Source organism: Parvibaculum sp. (genome assembly GCF_030651915.1).
Lineage (GTDB): Bacteria > Pseudomonadota > Alphaproteobacteria > Parvibaculales > Parvibaculaceae > Parvibaculum.
In genome coordinates this window covers 279,191-295,808 of sequence record NZ_JAUSBV010000005.1, presented here as the reverse complement: position 1 = coordinate 295,808, position 16,618 = coordinate 279,191, and the positions used below count along the sequence as shown (strand labels likewise).

The 16,618-nt window shown below is 58.2% G+C and carries 12 protein-coding genes and 1 riboswitch; of the genes, 11 read left to right on the top strand and 1 reads right to left on the bottom strand.

What is annotated here, in order from left to right:
- Positions 1 to 9: 9 nt before the first annotated feature.
- Positions 10 to 137: riboswitch (molybdenum cofactor riboswitch) on the top strand.
- Entirely contained in the window at positions 129 to 1,121 is a 993-nt protein-coding gene (gene moaA, locus Q7V31_RS05765) for a GTP 3',8-cyclase MoaA (protein WP_304733000.1), read from the top strand. (Overlaps the previous riboswitch by 9 nt.)
- Here the strand turns inward: moaA and Q7V31_RS05760 are convergent.
- Positions 1,118 to 1,894, bottom strand: coding sequence for a cyclic nucleotide-binding domain-containing protein (locus tag Q7V31_RS05760; protein WP_304732999.1), 777 nt, complete (start codon positions 1,892 to 1,894; stop codon positions 1,118 to 1,120). The two genes, moaA and Q7V31_RS05760, sit on opposite strands and share 4 nt — an antisense overlap.
- Before the next feature lie 313 nt (positions 1,895 to 2,207).
- On the opposite strand from Q7V31_RS05760, the gene Q7V31_RS05755 reads away from it, so the two are divergent.
- The 10 genes from Q7V31_RS05755 (at position 2,208) to Q7V31_RS05715 (ending at position 16,325) form a co-directional block, all read left to right on the top strand.
- Positions 2,208 to 4,946: an MFS transporter gene (locus Q7V31_RS05755; protein ID WP_304732997.1), complete on the top strand. Its 2,739-nt coding sequence runs from the start codon at positions 2,208 to 2,210 to the stop codon at positions 4,944 to 4,946.
- A 13-nt stretch (positions 4,947 to 4,959) separates the two neighbouring features.
- A complete protein-coding gene (locus tag Q7V31_RS05750; protein ID WP_304732995.1) occupies positions 4,960 to 8,694 on the top strand; it encodes a nitrate reductase subunit alpha in 3,735 nt (1,244 codons plus the stop codon).
- Complete coding sequence (gene narH / locus Q7V31_RS05745; protein WP_304732993.1) at positions 8,691 to 10,214, top strand: nitrate reductase subunit beta; 1,524 nt, start codon at positions 8,691 to 8,693, stop codon at positions 10,212 to 10,214. Before Q7V31_RS05750 ends, narH begins: the two co-directional genes overlap by 4 nt.
- A 3-nt stretch (positions 10,215 to 10,217) precedes the next feature.
- Positions 10,218 to 10,895, top strand: coding sequence for a nitrate reductase molybdenum cofactor assembly chaperone (gene narJ / locus Q7V31_RS05740; protein WP_304732991.1), 678 nt, complete (start codon positions 10,218 to 10,220; stop codon positions 10,893 to 10,895).
- 128 nt (positions 10,896 to 11,023) lie between these two features.
- Positions 11,024 to 11,734, top strand: coding sequence for a respiratory nitrate reductase subunit gamma (gene narI, locus Q7V31_RS05735; protein WP_304733948.1), 711 nt, complete (start codon positions 11,024 to 11,026; stop codon positions 11,732 to 11,734).
- A complete protein-coding gene (locus Q7V31_RS05730; RefSeq protein WP_304732989.1) occupies positions 11,734 to 12,867 on the top strand; it encodes a peptidylprolyl isomerase in 1,134 nt (377 codons plus the stop codon). The genes narI and Q7V31_RS05730 overlap by 1 nt, the downstream gene beginning before the upstream one ends.
- Positions 12,868 to 12,884: 17 nt before the next feature.
- Positions 12,885 to 13,445 (top strand): hemerythrin domain-containing protein, encoded by a 561-nt coding sequence (locus tag Q7V31_RS05725; protein ID WP_304732987.1) that lies wholly within the window; start codon positions 12,885 to 12,887, stop codon positions 13,443 to 13,445.
- Between the two features lie 68 nt (positions 13,446 to 13,513).
- Entirely contained in the window at positions 13,514 to 14,080 is a 567-nt protein-coding gene (locus Q7V31_RS05720) for a carbonic anhydrase (RefSeq protein WP_304732985.1), read from the top strand.
- Entirely contained in the window at positions 14,037 to 14,675 is a 639-nt protein-coding gene (locus tag Q7V31_RS17335; RefSeq protein ID WP_370690631.1) for a molybdenum cofactor guanylyltransferase, read from the top strand. The genes Q7V31_RS05720 and Q7V31_RS17335 overlap by 44 nt, the downstream gene beginning before the upstream one ends.
- Positions 14,676 to 15,086: 411 nt before the next feature.
- Positions 15,087 to 16,325, top strand: coding sequence for a hypothetical protein (locus Q7V31_RS05715; protein ID WP_304732983.1), 1,239 nt, complete (start codon positions 15,087 to 15,089; stop codon positions 16,323 to 16,325).
- The last annotated feature ends 293 nt before the right edge of the window (positions 16,326 to 16,618 follow it).

Genomic DNA, 16,618 nt, shown 5'->3' with positions numbered 1-16,618 from the left:
ACCCTACTCTAAACAAAATTGCTCCGAGCCGGCCCGCCTAAAACGCCTCCTTTCTGCGTCAAGGCACTCCGGCCGTGGGTAGCAGCGGGAAACCCTGCCGCCTCCCGTGCTTGGAAAGGAGCCTTGCGATGACAGTTCCCGGCGCAGCTGCGACGGATGCCTTTGGACGCAGGTTCAGATACCTGCGGCTATCAGTGACCGAAGTCTGCAATTTCCGTTGCACCTATTGTCTCCCCAATGGCTTCCAGAAAGCCGGGTCTATGGATTTTCTGTCCATGGACGAGATCGGGCGCCTGGTCAGCGCTTTTTCCGGGCTGGGGATCGGAAAGGTCCGCCTGACAGGCGGTGAACCGACGGTACGAAAGGATATCGGGGGCCTGATCGCCCGGGTCGCAGCGCAGTCAGGCATCGACAAGGTTGCCCTCACAACCAATGGCTGGAACCTGTCGCGCCATATCGACAATTGGGTTGCGTCGGGCCTCACCCATCTCAATGTCAGCGTCGATGCCCTTGAACGGGAAACGTTCAGGAAGATTACCGGGCATGACCGCCTCGAGGATGTGCTCGCAGGCCTTGAGCGCGCCCAAACGCTTCCGCTCAAGGCGGTCAAGATCAACGCCGTTTTGTTGCGAGATGCTCTGGATACGGATTTTTCAGCTTGGACCGAATTTGTCAGGTATCGCCCCATTGCGATTCGTTTCATCGAGCTGATGCGAACCGGCGACAACCGAGCATTCTTTGAAGACCAGCATGTGAGTGGCCAGATTCTTGGCAGATGGCTCGAAGACAGGGGCTGGACACCGCGACCACGCGGCAGAGACGACGGGCCGGCAATCGAGTATTGTCATCCCGGTCATGCTGGCCGTATCGGGGTCATAGCGCCCTATGCGCCTGGTTTCTGTTACGGGTGCAACCGGCTCAGGGTGACGGCGCGTGGGCAACTTCGGCTCTGTCTCTTTGGTCAAGGTGGCCGCGATCTGAGGGACCTTCTGGCGTCTGACGAGCAGAGGAGCGCTCTCCAACAGCGCGTTGCCGATGCGCTTGCGTTCAAACCGGCCTCGCACGCGCTCCACGCGGCCGATCCTGGCGATATTCTGAATCTTGCGCAGACGGGCGGCTAAACCCCGGGTTCTCTGTCGAGCAGCCCTTTCTGACGCTCTGTATATGCCTTGCCGAGTTCATTTCTGGGCTGGGCGTAATGATTGTCTATGAGGAGGCTGGGACGCGCGAATCTCTCAAGCGCCGCCGTCTTGTCCAGTCGCACTTGAGCACCCACTACGGTGACGCCCTGTGCCTGTAGTTTCGAGAAGGCGCGCGACAGGTTTTCCGGGCTCATCCCCAGAAGCGATGCCAGCACACGTTTTTCATGCGGAAGCACGATCTCAGTCTTGCCTCCCTGCTGGGCGCGTTGGGTCAGCAGATAGTTTGCGAGCCGTTCTGTCGAATCCCGCAACTTCTGATTCTTGATCGAGCGGACGAGCCCCCGATAGCAACCGGCGAGCTCTTCGGAGACGGCGAAGCAGAATTCTGCGTCCTCCTTCATTGCGCGGCGAAGGGACTCGCCTGGCACCATGAGAATTTCGGATCGCTCAAGCGTCACGGCGGACATGAGCGCGTCGGCATCAAGCACGACGGCGGCGAGGATAAAAGTAGATACGGGTCTGAGGACAGCCAGCGTCGTATCCCGGGATTTCCAGCCAGCGCCCAGTTCGACCGATCCTTCCAACAGGATGTAAAGAAAATCGACCGAGTCGCCTTCCATCAGCAGGGTTGTCCCGGCTGGAAACTTCTGCAGGAAGGCACCTGTAATTGCCCTTTCAAAGGTCTGGTCGCTGGCTGACCGAAAGAGGGAAAGGTTCCGGACGTGCGCGGCGTCTGATGGCTTCAAAGGCATGTGAGATCCCCGGTCGCGCTGCAGGCGAGTCGTCCACATGACGATTCTGCGTAAGACTGGTTCGTGACCTCATTCACCCTAATCGTCGCTTGATAAAAGTCAATCACATCAATTGCAACGGTCACAAAGATGCGCGCATGAAATCATGAGCGAACCCTCCTCTGATCAGGCCAAGCAAGATTGATCTCAAGTTGCGCAGGTGGACGGACATCCGCCAAGCGTTGGCTACACAAATATCAAGGTTCGCGCCTCCGGCGAGTGACACCTTTGGGGCGCTTCGGAAATTTCGGGCGCTTTCAGGGGAAGTGCATCCATGACATCTGCCGCTGGACCATCCGTCAAAGGTGCAAATACCGCCCTCGGCCTGACGACATTCGCCTTTACTGCCTGTTTTGCGGTCTGGACAATCTTCGCAATTGTGGGCGTGCAGATACAGAAAGATCTTGGCCTCACGGAGACGCAGTTCGGCTTGCTTGTCGGAACGCCGATCCTGACCGGTTCGCTGTCTCGCCTGTTTCTCGGCATCTGGGCTGACCAGTATGGCGGACGGGTCGTCAATCTCCTGGTCATGCTCCTCTCCGCACTCGCCACCTGGCTCCTGACCTTTGCCACCACCTATCCGCAGTTCCTGCTGGCTGCTCTTGCCATTGGCATTGCCGGCGGCTCCTTCTCCGTTTCGATCACTTATGTCTCGAAATTCTTTCCGCCTGAAAAGCAAGGCACTGCCCTTGGCATCGTCGGTGCCGGGAATGTCGGCGCGGCTGTCACCAAGTTTGCAGCGCCGCTCGTCATGGCTGCGATCGGCTGGGAAGGCGTAGCCAATGTCTGGGCACTGGCGCTGGTCGCCGTCGCGATCATCTTCTTCTTGTTTACAAAGGATGAGCCCGAACTTGCCGCCCGCCGGCGTTCAGGGGCGCGTCCCCGCAGTTTTGCGTCTCAGTTCGAGCCTCTTCGCAACGTTCAGGTTTGGCGCTTCTCACTCTATTACTTTTTTGTGTTTGGCGCGTTTGTGGCGCTCGCGCTCTGGCTGCCGCACTACCTGATCGGTGTCTACGGATTTGACATAAAGACAGCAGGCATGCTGGCGGCGGCTTATTCGATCCCGGCCTCGGTCTTCAGGGTGTATGGAGGCCACCTGTCGGACAAGGTTGGTGCACGGACAGTCATGTACTGGACCTTTCTGGTTTCGGTGGTGGTCACTTTCTTCCTGTCCTATCCGCCGACGTCCTATGTGGTTGACGGCATTAGTGGGCCGATCAGCTTCCGGCTGGCAACAGGACCGATCACTTTCGTGGTAGCGATCTTCGTGCTCGGCTTCTTCATGAGCCTCGGCAAGGCGGCGGTCTACAAACACATACCGGTCTATTACCCTAAGGATGTGGGTGCGGTTGGGGGCTTGGTCGGCCTGATGGGCGGGCTTGGCGGGTTCATCATGCCAATCGTCTTTGGGCTGCTCAATGACCTGACGGGAATATGGACAAGCTGTTTCATGCTTCTATTCCTGGTTGTGTCGGTTTCGCTCATCTGGATGCATTTCGCCATCCGGCACATGGAGCGTCAGGCGGCCGGCGCAACGCTGGATGCGCTTCCCCAACTCCCTGAGATGCAACCGATCCATGGCGAGAAGGAAGCCCGCGCGCTGGCGCCCAAGCTGATCGAGGACTGGCGGCCGGAAGATCCGGAATTCTGGGCGACCACAGGAAAGAAGATTGCATCTCGAAATCTCTGGCTCTCCGTTCCGGCGCTGTTCCTGTCTTTCGCCGTATGGATGGTCTGGTCAGTCGTCGTCGCCAAGATGCCGCAGATCGGATTCTCCTACACCACGGACCAGCTGTTCTGGCTTGCCGCCCTCCCAGGTCTGTCGGGAGCGACGCTACGGATATTCTACAGCTTCATGGTGCCCGTATTTGGCGGCCGACTCTGGACGACCCTGACGACCTGGTCGCTCATGATCCCGGCGTTCGGCATCGGCTTTGCGGTGCAGAGCCCCGAAACGCCTTACTGGATCATGCTGGCGCTCGCGCTCCTGTGCGGCTTTGGCGGCGGCAACTTTGCATCCTCAATGTCAAACATCGGCTTCTTCTTTCCCAAAAAGGAAAAGGGCAATGCGCTCGCCATGAATGCCGGACTTGGAAATCTAGGCGTCAGCGCCATGCAGTTCCTAATCCCGATCATCATCACTGTGGGCGTCTTCGGTGCGCTGGGTGGCAATCCGCAGATTGCTGATACCGGCGAGAAACTGTTTCTCCAGAATGCCGGGTTCATCTGGGTGCCCTTCATCGCCCTGAGCGCCTTCGCCGCCTGGTTCGGCATGAATGATCTGTCCACGGCCAAGGCATCCTTCGCGGACCAGGCGGTCATTTTCAGCCGCTCCCACAACTGGATCATGTGCTGGCTCTATACCGGTACCTTCGGATCTTTCATCGGTTTTTCGGCGGCGTTCCCGCTTCTGACAAAAACGCAGTTCCCGGAAGTCAACGTACTTCAGATCGCCTTTCTGGGACCGCTTGTCGGCGCTCTTTCGAGGTCACTCACGGGATGGATCTCCGACCGGTTTGGTGGTGCGCGCGTGACGATGGTTGTGTTCCTGATGATGATGGCGGGCACGGTGGGTGTGCTGTATTTCCTCGGAAACAAGGACCAGCCGGGGGCCTTTGCGGGATTTTTTGCCTGCTTCATTGTCCTCTTCTTCGCGACCGGCGTCGGCAACGCTTCGACCTTCCAGATGATCCCGGCGATCATGCGAAAGGAAATTGCACGTCTTGAGCCTCACCTCAAAGGTGACGTGCTGCTGCGTCAGTCTGAAAAGGAAAGCGCCGCGATCACAGGCTTCACAAGCGCGATTGCCGCCTATGGCGCCTTCTTCATTCCGAAGAGTTTCGGCATGTCTCTGGCGGCAACCGGGAGTGCCGCCACAGCCCTCTACGCTTTCCTCGCCTTCTACGTTTCCTGCCTGCTGATCACCTGGTTTGTCTATGTCCGGCCAGGCGGACTCCTGTTCGACGTTGAAAGCGGCCGCGCGCCAAAGCTTTCCCCCGCCCAAGCTGAATGAAGGGAAGAATATCATGAGCCATACACTTGACCGCCTTACCTTCTTTCGCAGGCCAACAGAGATCTTTTCCGAAGGGCACGGCGTTCTCAGCGACGAAGATCGCACCTGGGAGGAGGCCTACCGGAACCGCTGGCGCCATGACAAGATTGTCCGGTCTACACATGGCGTGAACTGCACTGGATCCTGCTCGTGGAAAATCTACGTCAAGGGCGGTATTGTCACTTGGGAAACACAGCAGACAGACTACCCGCGTACGCGCGACGACCTGCCCAATCATGAACCGCGGGGATGTGCGCGCGGCGCCAGCTATAGCTGGTATCTCTACTCCGCGAACCGGGTCAAATATCCACTTGTTCGTGCCCGTCTTCTCCGGGCGTGGCGGGAAGCGCGGAAGTCTTTGCCGCCGGTCGCGGCATGGAAGTCCATCCAGGATGATCCTGCCAAACGTGAGGAATATGTCACACGTCGCGGCATGGGTGGTTTTGTGCGCGCCCACTGGGACGAAGTGAATGAGATCATCGCGGCAGCGAACGCACATACGATCCGTAAGTGGGGCCCGGACCGCGTCTTTGGTTTCTCTCCGATCCCGGCCATGTCGATGGTCTCCTACGCGGCCGGGGCTCGCTATCTCCAACTGATCGGCGGCGTAACGGGTTCGTTCTATGACTGGTACTGCGATCTGCCACCGGCGAGTCCGCAAACCTGGGGCGAACAGACGGATGTTGCCGAAAGTGCAGACTGGTACAATTCCAATTTCCTGATCTTGTGGGGGTCGAATGTTCCTCAGACCCGCACCCCGGACGCGCACTTCTATACGGAAGCGCGCTACAAAGGGGTGAAGTCGGTCGTCATCTGCCCGGACTATTCCGAAGCATCCAAATTCTCCGATCTCTGGCTGGCGGCAAAGCAGGGAACCGATGCGGCGCTTGGCATGGCATTCGGTCACGTTATCCTGACCGAATACCACCGGGACCGGCAGGTGCCCTATTTCCGGGACTACGTACGTCAGTACACAGATTTACCTCTTCTTGTCCGTCTTGTCCCGCAGGAGGATGGGTTTGTACCTCAACAGCTTTTGCGCGCCGCTGATTTTGATGACGCTCTTGGGGAGAGCAACAATCCCGATTGGAAGACCGTCGCGCTTGACGAAAAGACCGGCAAAATCGTTGTGCCGAATGGATCGATTGGCTTCCGCTGGGGCGAGGATGGCAAGTGGAACCTTGAGGAACGTGAGGCTGGTGGCGCGGAAACGGTACTTCGCCTTGGCCTGAAGGGCATCGAGGATGAGATCGCGAAGGTCCGGTTTCCGTATTTCGCAAACACGGCGTCCAATGGGTTCGCTTCGACGGACCACCCGAGTGTCCTGACACGGAATATTCCGGTCAAGAAGGTCAAGCTCGCCGATGGCTCGCAGGCGCTGGTGGCATGCGTCTATGACTTGCTGATGGCCAATTATGGTGTCGATCAAGGCTATGGCGGAGAGCATCTGGCCGCTGGCTATGATGATATGGAGCCCTACACGCCTGCCTGGGCGGAGGAGATCACCTCTGTTTCACGCGAGAATATTATTGCAACGGCCCGCGGTTTTGCCACCAACGCCGAGAAGACCAATGGCAAGTCTATGGTCATCATCGGCGCTGGCATGAACCACTGGTATCACATGGACATGAACTACCGCGCCGTGATCAACATGCTCGTCCTGTGCGGTTGCATCGGTCAGTCTGGCGGCGGCTGGTCGCACTATGTGGGCCAGGAAAAACTTCGCCCGCAGACCGGTTGGGCGCCTCTGGCCTTTGCGACCGATTGGGTCCGTCCGCCGCGCCAGCAGAACTCGACTTCGTTCTTTTACGCGCATACCGATCAGTGGCGTTATGAGACGGTTCCCGTTGAAGAAATCCTGTCGCCGACTGCGGATGCCGGCGATTGGGCAGGGAGCTTCATCGACTACAATGCCAAGGCTGAGCGCATGGGCTGGCTGCCTTCAGCGCCAGCGCTGAAGGTCAATCCGTTGGAGATTGCGGATCGGGCGAAGGCGGCCGGCACTGATGCGAAGGACTATGTCGCGCAGGCGCTGAAGTCCGGTGAACTTGAAATGTCCTGCATGGACCCGGACGATCCGCACAACTGGCCTCGCAACATGTTCGTCTGGCGCTCCAACCTTCTTGGGTCGTCCGGCAAAGGTCATGAGTATTTCCTGAAACATCTGCTTGGCACCGATCATGGCGTTCAGGGCAAGGACCTTGGTGAAATGGGTCGAGACAAGCCGCGCCAGGTGAAGTGGCACGATGAGGCGCCGCGCGGGAAGCTCGACCTATTGGTGTGTATCGACTTTCGTATGTCGACGACTGCGGTCTATTCCGACATCGTCCTGCCTACGGCGACCTGGTACGAGAAAAACGATCTCAACACGTCCGATATGCACCCCTTCATTCACCCGCTCGGCGCGGCCGTGGATCCTGCCTGGGAAAGCCGGTCGGATTGGGAAATCTTCAAGGGTCTTGCAAAGAGTTTTTCAGAAGTCGCGCCTGAAGTTCTCGGGGTGGAAACCGATGTCGTCCTGATACCGATCCAGCATGATAGTGCCGGAGAGCTGGCGCAGGCACACGGCGTAAAGGACTGGTATGCGGGCGAGTGCGACCCGATCCCGGGTAAAACAATGCCTTCTGTCGTCGCTGTTGAACGAGACTACAGCCAGATCTATGCGAAATTCACCGCGCTGGGACCGCTCCTGGACAAGCTCGGTAATGGTGGAAAGGGGATAGGCTGGAACACGGCGGATGAAGTCGAAAAGCTCGCCTCGCTGAATGGCAAGGTGCTCAATGACACGGTCTCCAGGGGAAGACCCCGGATAGAGAGCGATATAGATGCCTGCGAGATCATTCTCATGCTGGCGCCAGAGACCAACGGCGAAGTGGCAGTCAAGGCGTGGAAATCGCTCGAAAAGCAAACCGGCAGAGAACATGCGCATCTCGCCATTCCCAAGGAAGACGAAAAGATCCGGTTCCGGGACATCGTGGCTCAGCCACGCAAGATCATCTCGTCGCCGATCTGGTCCGGCATCGAGAGTGAGCATGTCAGCTACAATGCCGGTTATACCAATGTGCATGAGCTGATCCCCTGGCGCACTCTGACAGGGCGTCAGCAACTATATCAGGATCATGACTGGATGAGGGCATTCGGCGAGACGCTGGTGGTCTACAAGCCGCCTGTCGATCTGAAGACCCTCCATGTCAAAGGCGACAAACCCAACGGTAACCCGGAGATCACACTCAACTTCATTACCCCGCACCAGAAATGGGGCATCCACTCTACCTACACTGACAACCTCCTGATGCTGACGCTCAATCGCGGCGGACCCGTCGTTTGGGTTTCAGAGACGGACGCCAAGAAGGCGGGCCTCGTCGACAATGACTGGGTCGAAGTCTTCAATGCGAATGGTGCGCTGACAGCGCGGGCCGTGGTCTCTCAGAGAATCCGCGAAGGCACGATGTTCATGTATCACGCTCAGGAGAAGATCGTTAACACGCCGGGATCCGAGATTACCGGCAAGCGCGGCGGCATCCACAATTCAGTGACGCGAGCAATTCTCAAGCCAACGCACATGATCGGCGGTTACGCTCAGCTCGCCTACGGGTTCAATTATTACGGCACCGTCGGGTCAAACCGCGATGAGTTCATCATCCTACGTAAGATGTCGAAGGTTGACTGGCTCGAAACACCTGCGGCTCAAACGGAGGGCGCACAATGAAGATCCGTGCACAGATTGGAATGGTCCTGAACCTCGACAAATGTATCGGGTGTCATACCTGTTCGGTGACCTGCAAGAATGTCTGGACCAGCCGCGAAGGTGTTGAATACGCCTGGTTCAACAATGTTGAGACCAAGCCCGGGATAGGATTTCCCAAGGATTGGGAAAACCAGAAGCGCTGGAATGGCGGCTGGCGACGCAAAAAGAACGGCCGGATCGAACCGCGCATGGGGGCAAAGTGGCGGATCCTGGCAAAGATATTTGCCAATCCGGATTTGCCTGAAATTGACGACTATTATGAGCCGTTTGATTTCGACTATGCGCATCTGCAGACGGCTCCGGAGATGAAGGCCTTTCCGACCGCGCGCCCGAGATCGAAGATCACCGGCGAGCGAATGGAAAAAATCGAATGGGGTCCGAACTGGGAGGAAATTCTCGGCGGCGAGTTCGAAGGGCGCAGCAAGGACTACAACTTCGAAGGTGTCGAGAAAGCCATCTACGGCGCTTTCGAGCAGACCTTCATGATGTACCTGCCGAGGCTCTGCGAGCATTGCCTCAACCCGACCTGCGTAGCTGCCTGCCCATCGGGAGCCATCTACAAGCGCGAAGAAGACGGCATTGTACTCATCGACCAGGACAAGTGTCGCGGCTGGCGAATGTGTGTGTCGGCCTGTCCCTACAAGAAAGTTTATTATAATTGGGAGAGCGGAAAATCGGAAAAATGTACCTTCTGCTATCCGCGCATAGAGGTCGGCCAGCCGACAGTCTGTTCCGAGACTTGCGTGGGACGGATCCGCTATCTTGGCGTGCTTCTGTATGATGCCGATAGGATCGAAGCGGCTGCCAGCACGCCGGATGAACAGGATCTATACCAGGCCCAGATCGACATGTTCCTTGATCCGAACGATCCGGCGGTCATCGCTCAGGCCCGTGCGGATGGCATACCTGATGCCTGGTTGAAGGCGGCGCAGCAAAGCCCCGTCTACAAGATGGCGATAGAGTGGAAGGTCGCATTCCCGCTGCATCCCGAATACCGGACGCTGCCCATGGTCTGGTATGTCCCGCCGCTTTCGCCGATCCAGTCGGCTGCGGCGGCCGTAGCGCTCGAGACCGATGCGGAGATGCCGGACGTCGCATCCATGCGCATTCCGGTTCGGTACCTGGCCAACCTTCTGACTGCCGGCAAGGAGGAGCCTGTTGTCGCAGCGCTCGAGCGGATGATGGCGATGCGGAGGTATATGCGCGCCAAGACTGTTGAAGGGGTAATCGACCATCCGACTGCGGAGCGCGTCGGACTGACGGCGCAACAGATCGATGAAATGTACCGCTACATGGCGATCGCGAATTACGAAGATCGTTTCGTCATTCCGACGAACCATCGCGAGACCAGTGAAGATGCGGATGGCCTTCGCGGAGGGTGTGGTTTCACATTCGGTAATGGTTGCTCCGGCGGGCGTACGGAAGTCGGCCTGTTCGGCAAGGACAAGCGCTCGCGCGCAAAAACACCGATGGAGATTTAGGCCATGGCCGTTACTTATCGTGCACTGTCGCGCCTGATGTCATATCCGGAGGCGATGCTCCAGAAGGAAGCTGGAGTTTGCGTTGAGGCTATCCGCGGTGAAGGGCTGGTGCCGGACCGCATCCTGGCGTCGCTACGCAGACTGGCCGACTATCTCTCTGGAAGTGACCTCTATGACGTGCAGTCCGCATACGTCGATTTGTTCGACCGCACGCGTAGTCTTTCTCTTCACCTCTACGAACATGTACACGGAGAAAGCCGGGAAAGAGGGCCGGCGATGGTCGGACTGATTGAACTCTATCGCGAACATGGCCTTGAAATGGAGGTCAGCGATCTCCCCGACTACCTGCCGGTTTTCCTGGAGTTTCTGTCAATACTCCCGGATGAGCAGGCAGCATCGCTCATTGGAGAAGCGGCCCATGTCCTGGAGGCGATCTCCGAAAGACTGAAGAAACGCCAGAGCCCTTACCGATCCGCTTTCGGCGCTTTGCTGTCCATCTCGGACAAGCCTGCCGACCAGGCAGCTGTCCGAAGTTTGCTTTCGCTCAAGGATGATGACCCCAACGACTTCGAGGCGCTCGACAAGGCGTGGGCCGAAGAACCCGTAACCTTCGGCCCCGACACGACACAGGATGGCTGCCCCAAGGCTCAGTCCATGCTCAATCAAATGCGCGGAGGCTAACTTTGCGGACAGAAATGAAATTGGACGGGCGCTCGATACGAGCTTCTTGCTGACTGAGGAGAAGGAGGCCGGCCATGGCTCAGGAATACACGACGTCACTTGCCAGCGCGGGATGGCTCGATCAGGCCATGTTCGGGTACTATCCCTATATCGCCCTTGCCGTATTGGTGATCGGCTCTGTCATTCGGTTTGACCGGGAGCCCTATACGTGGCGCTCGGGATCATCCCAACTGCTTCGACGAAAGCAGCTCATGCTGGGATCGGTGCTGTTCCATGTCGGAGTGCTGGTCATTTTCGGTGGACACTTTATCGGCTTGCTGACGCCGATTGAACTCTTTGATGCGCTGGGAATCAGTCACGGCGCCAAGCAAGTCCTTGCGATCGTCGCGGGCGGGATTGCCGGTGCCTTCGCAATCCTGGGCGCTCTGATCCTCCTTCATCGCCGCCTGTTCGATCCGCGCATTCGTGCGACGTCGAGCTTTGGTGACACGGCAATACTCGTCGTCCTTACGCTTCAACTCGCGCTTGGGCTTTCGACGATCCCACTATCGGTGCAGCATCTTGATGGTTCAGAGATGGTGAAGTTCATGTCCTGGGCTCAGGGTATTTTCACCTTCAGGCCCGGCGCAGCAAACTACGTCGCGGATGTTCACTGGATCTTCAAGGCGCATCTTTTCCTGGGGCTGACTATCTTCCTGGTATTCCCCTTCACGCGTCTCGTTCACATGCTCTCGGCGCCGGTCTGGTACCTCAATAGGCGGGGGTGGCAACTCGTTCGGACCCGGCGGGATCTGGCGGCTGACAGCAAGCGGGCCAAATCATCAGCAGGAGGTGTGTGATGTCTGGTCCTACGGCCGTCTTCCATGGCGTGGAAGTGCCTGAAACGCTACTGGCAACGGAAATCCAGAACCATCAAGCGGCGACGCTATCAGAAGCACGTGCCCAGGCTGGACGCGCGCTGGCAGTGAAGGCCGTCCTGCTTGATCGCGCCAGAGAGCTCGGCCTGGAAGCCGACGCGGAGCGCAATTCTGATGGGCAAGAGGAAACCTGCGAAGAAGCACTCATTCGCGCTGTGCTCAGCGAAGAAATCGATGTCGATGCACCTTCCGAGAGCGATCTTCTAGCCGTCTATGATGCCCAGCCAGAAGCATTTATGTCGCCGCCTCTGATCGAGGCCGCGCACATACTGGTGGCCGTTTCTGGTGTGGATGCCATTGACCCTGCCGCTGCGCGGGCAAAGGCGACTGAACTCATCTTTCAGCTAAGGTCACGGCCGGAAATTTTCGGACGTTTGGCGATGGAACATTCCGCATGTCCATCAGCGAGCGAAGGCGGGTCGCTTGGTCAGCTGCGTCCCGGCGACATCCTTCCGGAAATCTGGAACGCGCTTATGGAGATGAAGGCTGGCGAGGTTTCAAGCGAGCCCGTGCTGACTGAGCATGGCTGGCATGTACTCCGCCTTGACCAACTGTCACCCGCCGCGCGCTTACCCTTTGAGTATGTTCGCCCCCATATCGCGATGAAGATCGAAGCACGGTTCTGGACCAGGGCAGCGGCGCGCTATGTGGATGTACTTCTCGGGAACTCGGCGGCAGAGCCCCGGTTGAGGCTCGATACCGATGGTCGGTTATCTGATGAAGAGAACAGCATCCCGCGCCTGGACGGACTGCTCGGTTCCGCGCTGGCAGAAATCGAAAGCATTTATGACCAGCTTCCGCCACGTATTCGCCAATCTGTCGAGTTGACCGCTGATCGGGAGGGGGAGGCGCCCGGCGGGGTGCTCGCCCGGACAATCCGGAAATTTCTCGCGTCTGCCAATGACGAGGCATGGACCCAGCTGATCTCCAGGCTGCGGGACAGTTCTTCTCCCCTTGTAGACAGTCTTGACGTGGTCGTCGCACACCAGCTGCCTCCGGTCCGCACGTCGCATCGCCTCATAGAGATGAGAGGCAGGGTCGAGACAAAACCCTGAAGGTAAGGAGTTGGGCTATGGTCAGCATAAAGAAGGTCGGAGAGATCGAGTCGGCGCCACTGGAATTGCTGGGCGAGCCGCTGGTCTGGTTCTTTGCCGAGCACTATCGCCACCGCGACTTGTGCAAGCGGCTCCTTCAGCTCATTGATGTGGTTGAGTTTGACCGGAACGCGTTGAACGCGATCCTGGAATTTCTTGAGTGTGACCTGCCCATCCACATCCTCGATGAGGAAGACGATCTCTTCCCTCTGATGCGCAAACGATGTGAGCCCAATGATCATATCGAGAATGTGCTTGGTTTTCTTTCCGGCGAACACGCGACGGACATGCATGATGCATCGGCGGTGAAGTGCGTCATCGCCAAGGCCATTTCCGAAAAACGAGGACTCGGTTGTTATTCGGAATCTCGATCGGTGATCGAACAGTTCTGCACGGGTCTGAAGGGGCATATTGCCGTCGAGAATGCCGTCGTCCTGCCCGTTGCACGGGTGCGGCTTACCGAGACAGACCTGCGTAACCTTGGGCGGCGGCTTGCCGCCAGACGCGGACTTCCGGACCCATTTCCCGAGGCGTCATGATAGACACGCTCATAAGAAACAATATGGCTTGGGCCCGCGCTCGCATGCGTGCAGAGTCCCCGTTCTTCATGCGCCTTTCCGAACAACAGGCGACTGAATATCTATGGATCGGCTGCAGTGCCAGCCAGGTCCCGGCGAACGAAGTCGTAGGACTGGATCCCGGCGAGCTGTTTGTTCATCGGAACATGGAAAATCTGGCGCCGTCGAGAGATGTCAATTTCCTTTCGGTCCTTCAGTGCCCCCTCAAGGTGCTGAAGGTCGGGCACAGCATCGTCTGCGGGCATTATGGGTGTGGCGGTGTTCGCGCTGCGCTCGATAGCGACCGCCGCGGACTGATTGATTACTGGTTACAACCCGTTGCAGACCTCGCGCACCGGTGCGCTGAGCGCCTTGATGCGATCACGGACTTCACAACAAAGGTAAACGATACCTGCCAACAGAATATGAGAGCCCAGGTTGAATATGTCGGGCGCAACCGCTTCGTCTTCGATGCGTGGTGCCGATGGCAGACCCTTGCCATACATGGTTGGATCTACCCAATTCGCGACGGTCTTATCCGGAACCTCGATCTGACCGTAGAAAAAGCGCGGGATGTCGAAACGCTTGCGCGGCGCTCCTGGTGTCCAGATGGCTGAATTCGGTGTGATCATTCTGGCCGGTGGTGATGGCACGCGCATCGGCGGCAGAAAGGCTGAGCGCTTTCTCGCCGGGAAGCGACTTATCGATCACGTGTCTGCGCTGGTGAATGGCTTGCGAGTGCCTGCGGTAATAAATGTCAGACAGCGAGGCCAGGTGGGAAAAACGTGTCTGCCTGAGATCACAGACCATCCGGCTGCTGAGGGACCACTTGCCGGATTGCTGGCTGGCATGGATTGGGCACTTGCGAACAACCTGGCTGGATTCGTTACATATCCTTGTGACAGCCCTTTCTTGCCTTGCGATCTGTTCCTGCGTCTTGTGGCCGCTGTCAGGGAAACCGACTGTCCTGCCGTCGCCGCGCAGCAAGGCGCATCATATCCCACATCTGCGGCTTGGCCTTCCACCTGTCAGGGCACCCTCAGGAAATACGCCCTCGAGGGACGGCGAAGCCTTCACGGAGCGCTTGAGCGCTGCAGCGCTGTTCAAGTTGAATGGAGTCCCGACCTATCCGCAGAGTTCATGAACATCAACACAATGGAAGATCTGTTGACAGCAGAACACGTTGTCCAATCCGGGACTTGCAGGGCTTGACCTGCCACTGAAGTTTCCCCGTCGGGGATTAGAGCTGCGGTATGAGCATGCCCTCTCGGGCGGGTTGAGCAACAGGTCAGCACGCGGCGTTTTCGGAGCGTCGAGAGTTTAGGTCTGTTGCGATGAGTTCGGCGACGGAGGCTATTTCGTCAACAAATCGCGGCGGTAGAAATTTGGCTGGGGACAAAGGTCCAGGCGCGGTCCGCCTTCGACTTCGAACCATCCCCCCTCAGCTTGTGCGGCCGGCTGTCAGTCTTGCTGGGGAAGCCGCAATAGCCCAATTGGCTTCGACACCGGTCATCCGGTGAATGTCGGTTCAGACAATGGCGTCTGTTTCGATGAGAGCTCGTCGAGCAGGCGCTTTTTTTTATGGCTCGCGGCTGGTGCCGCCAAGTGAAGGATGGACGGCGAATGCGATCGTATAAGTCGAAACGCACCTGCCTGGTTGCTGCTCTTGTCATTTCCGCGGCCGGCGCAGCCAGCGGCCCCGCCCAGGCCGAAGAGGATTTCACCGAAGCGCTTCTCGGCGGCAAGCCGATCATAGATCTGCGCCTGCGTTACGAGCATGTCGAACAGGACGGATTGCCGAACAACGCGAACGCCTATACGGGTCGCGCGCGCCTCGGTTACGAGACCGGATCGTTCTACGGCTTCTCGGCGTTGGCCGATTTCGACCTGATCGGTCATGTCGGTCCGGAAGACTACAACGACACCATCAACGGCCGGGCCACCTATCCCGTCGTGCCCGACGCCGACACGGCGGAGCTGAACCGGCTGCAGATTGCCTACACCGGACTTCCTGCCACAACGGTGACGGTCGGCCGCCAGCGCATCATTCTCGGCAATGCCCGCTTCGTCGGCAATGTCGGCTGGCGTCAGAACGAACAGACCTTCGACGCCTTTCGTGTGGTCAACACGAGCCTGCCCGACACGACGCTCGGCTACGCCTATGTCAATCGCGTCAATCGCATCTTCGGCGAAAACAGCCCCGCCGGACGCTTCCGTGGCGACACGCATCTCTTCAATGTTGACTATGCCGGGTTCAGCGTCGTGACCGTCGGCGGCTACGCCTATCTCCTCGATCTTAACGAAGCACCGGCGCTGTCGACGGCGACCTATGGCGTTCGCCTCTCCGCACCTTTCGACATTGCCGAAGGCACGAAGCTCACGCTGACCGGCGAATACGCACATCAGAACGACCACGCGGGCAATCCGCTGTCGCTCGATCTCGACTACTACCTCGCCGAAGCGACGGTCGCCCATGGCGCCGCAAGCCTGACGGGCGGCTATGAACGGCTTGGAAGCGACGGCACCACGGGGTTTTCCACGCCGCTTGCCACGCTTCACGCCTTCAACGGCTGGGCCGACGCTTTCCTCGCGACGCCTGCGGCAGGTCTCGAAGACATTTATGTCGCTGCATCATATGCGCTGACCGGCATTCCGATGGTTTCCAAGCTCGTGCTCGGCGTGGCCTATCACGAATTCTCATCCGACAAGGGCGGCGTCGAATTCGGCAATGAATTCGACGTCGTCGCAAACTTCGTTCTCACCAGTCGGCTGTCGTTCAACGTCAAATACGCCAGCTTCGACGGCGAGAACGGCTTTGCCGACCGCGACAAGACCTGGATTTCCGTCACATACGCCTATTGATGGTCTGTCACTGGACAGAACGGCACATGCACTCTCGCCAACGGGTGCTGGCAGGCTGACGCTGACTTGTCGCCGGACTGGGGCCATAGGGTGCGATCAACCGCGGAGGGAGCATGCGGCCGGCCCGACTTAACGTGTCAGTCCCCTCTTCCCAACCCAACTGTTGCACTTCAAATGTGAACCCACGGCACTTGTGGGCGAGAAGGCAACCATTCGCGGCTGCTCTGAGCGTCTTGCTGAATTCATCGAGCACGAGAAGATTATGCGGAATCTGGGACTTGAGGCGGCGATCC

Coding starts and splice junctions, on each gene's coding strand:
- moaA (WP_304733000.1), top strand. CDS start 129: ATGACAGTTCCCGGCGCAGCTGCGACGGATGCCTTTGGACGCAGGTTC.
- Q7V31_RS05760 (WP_304732999.1), bottom strand. CDS start 1,894: ATGCCTTTGAAGCCATCAGACGCCGCGCACGTCCGGAACCTTTCCCTC.
- Q7V31_RS05755 (WP_304732997.1), top strand. CDS start 2,208: ATGACATCTGCCGCTGGACCATCCGTCAAAGGTGCAAATACCGCCCTC.
- Q7V31_RS05750 (WP_304732995.1), top strand. CDS start 4,960: ATGAGCCATACACTTGACCGCCTTACCTTCTTTCGCAGGCCAACAGAG.
- narH (WP_304732993.1), top strand. CDS start 8,691: ATGAAGATCCGTGCACAGATTGGAATGGTCCTGAACCTCGACAAATGT.
- narJ (WP_304732991.1), top strand. CDS start 10,218: ATGGCCGTTACTTATCGTGCACTGTCGCGCCTGATGTCATATCCGGAG.
- narI (WP_304733948.1), top strand. CDS start 11,024: ATGTTCGGGTACTATCCCTATATCGCCCTTGCCGTATTGGTGATCGGC.
- Q7V31_RS05730 (WP_304732989.1), top strand. CDS start 11,734: ATGTCTGGTCCTACGGCCGTCTTCCATGGCGTGGAAGTGCCTGAAACG.
- Q7V31_RS05725 (WP_304732987.1), top strand. CDS start 12,885: ATGGTCAGCATAAAGAAGGTCGGAGAGATCGAGTCGGCGCCACTGGAA.
- Q7V31_RS05720 (WP_304732985.1), top strand. CDS start 13,514: ATGCGCCTTTCCGAACAACAGGCGACTGAATATCTATGGATCGGCTGC.
- Q7V31_RS17335 (WP_370690631.1), top strand. CDS start 14,037: ATGTCGAAACGCTTGCGCGGCGCTCCTGGTGTCCAGATGGCTGAATTC.
- Q7V31_RS05715 (WP_304732983.1), top strand. CDS start 15,087: ATGCGATCGTATAAGTCGAAACGCACCTGCCTGGTTGCTGCTCTTGTC.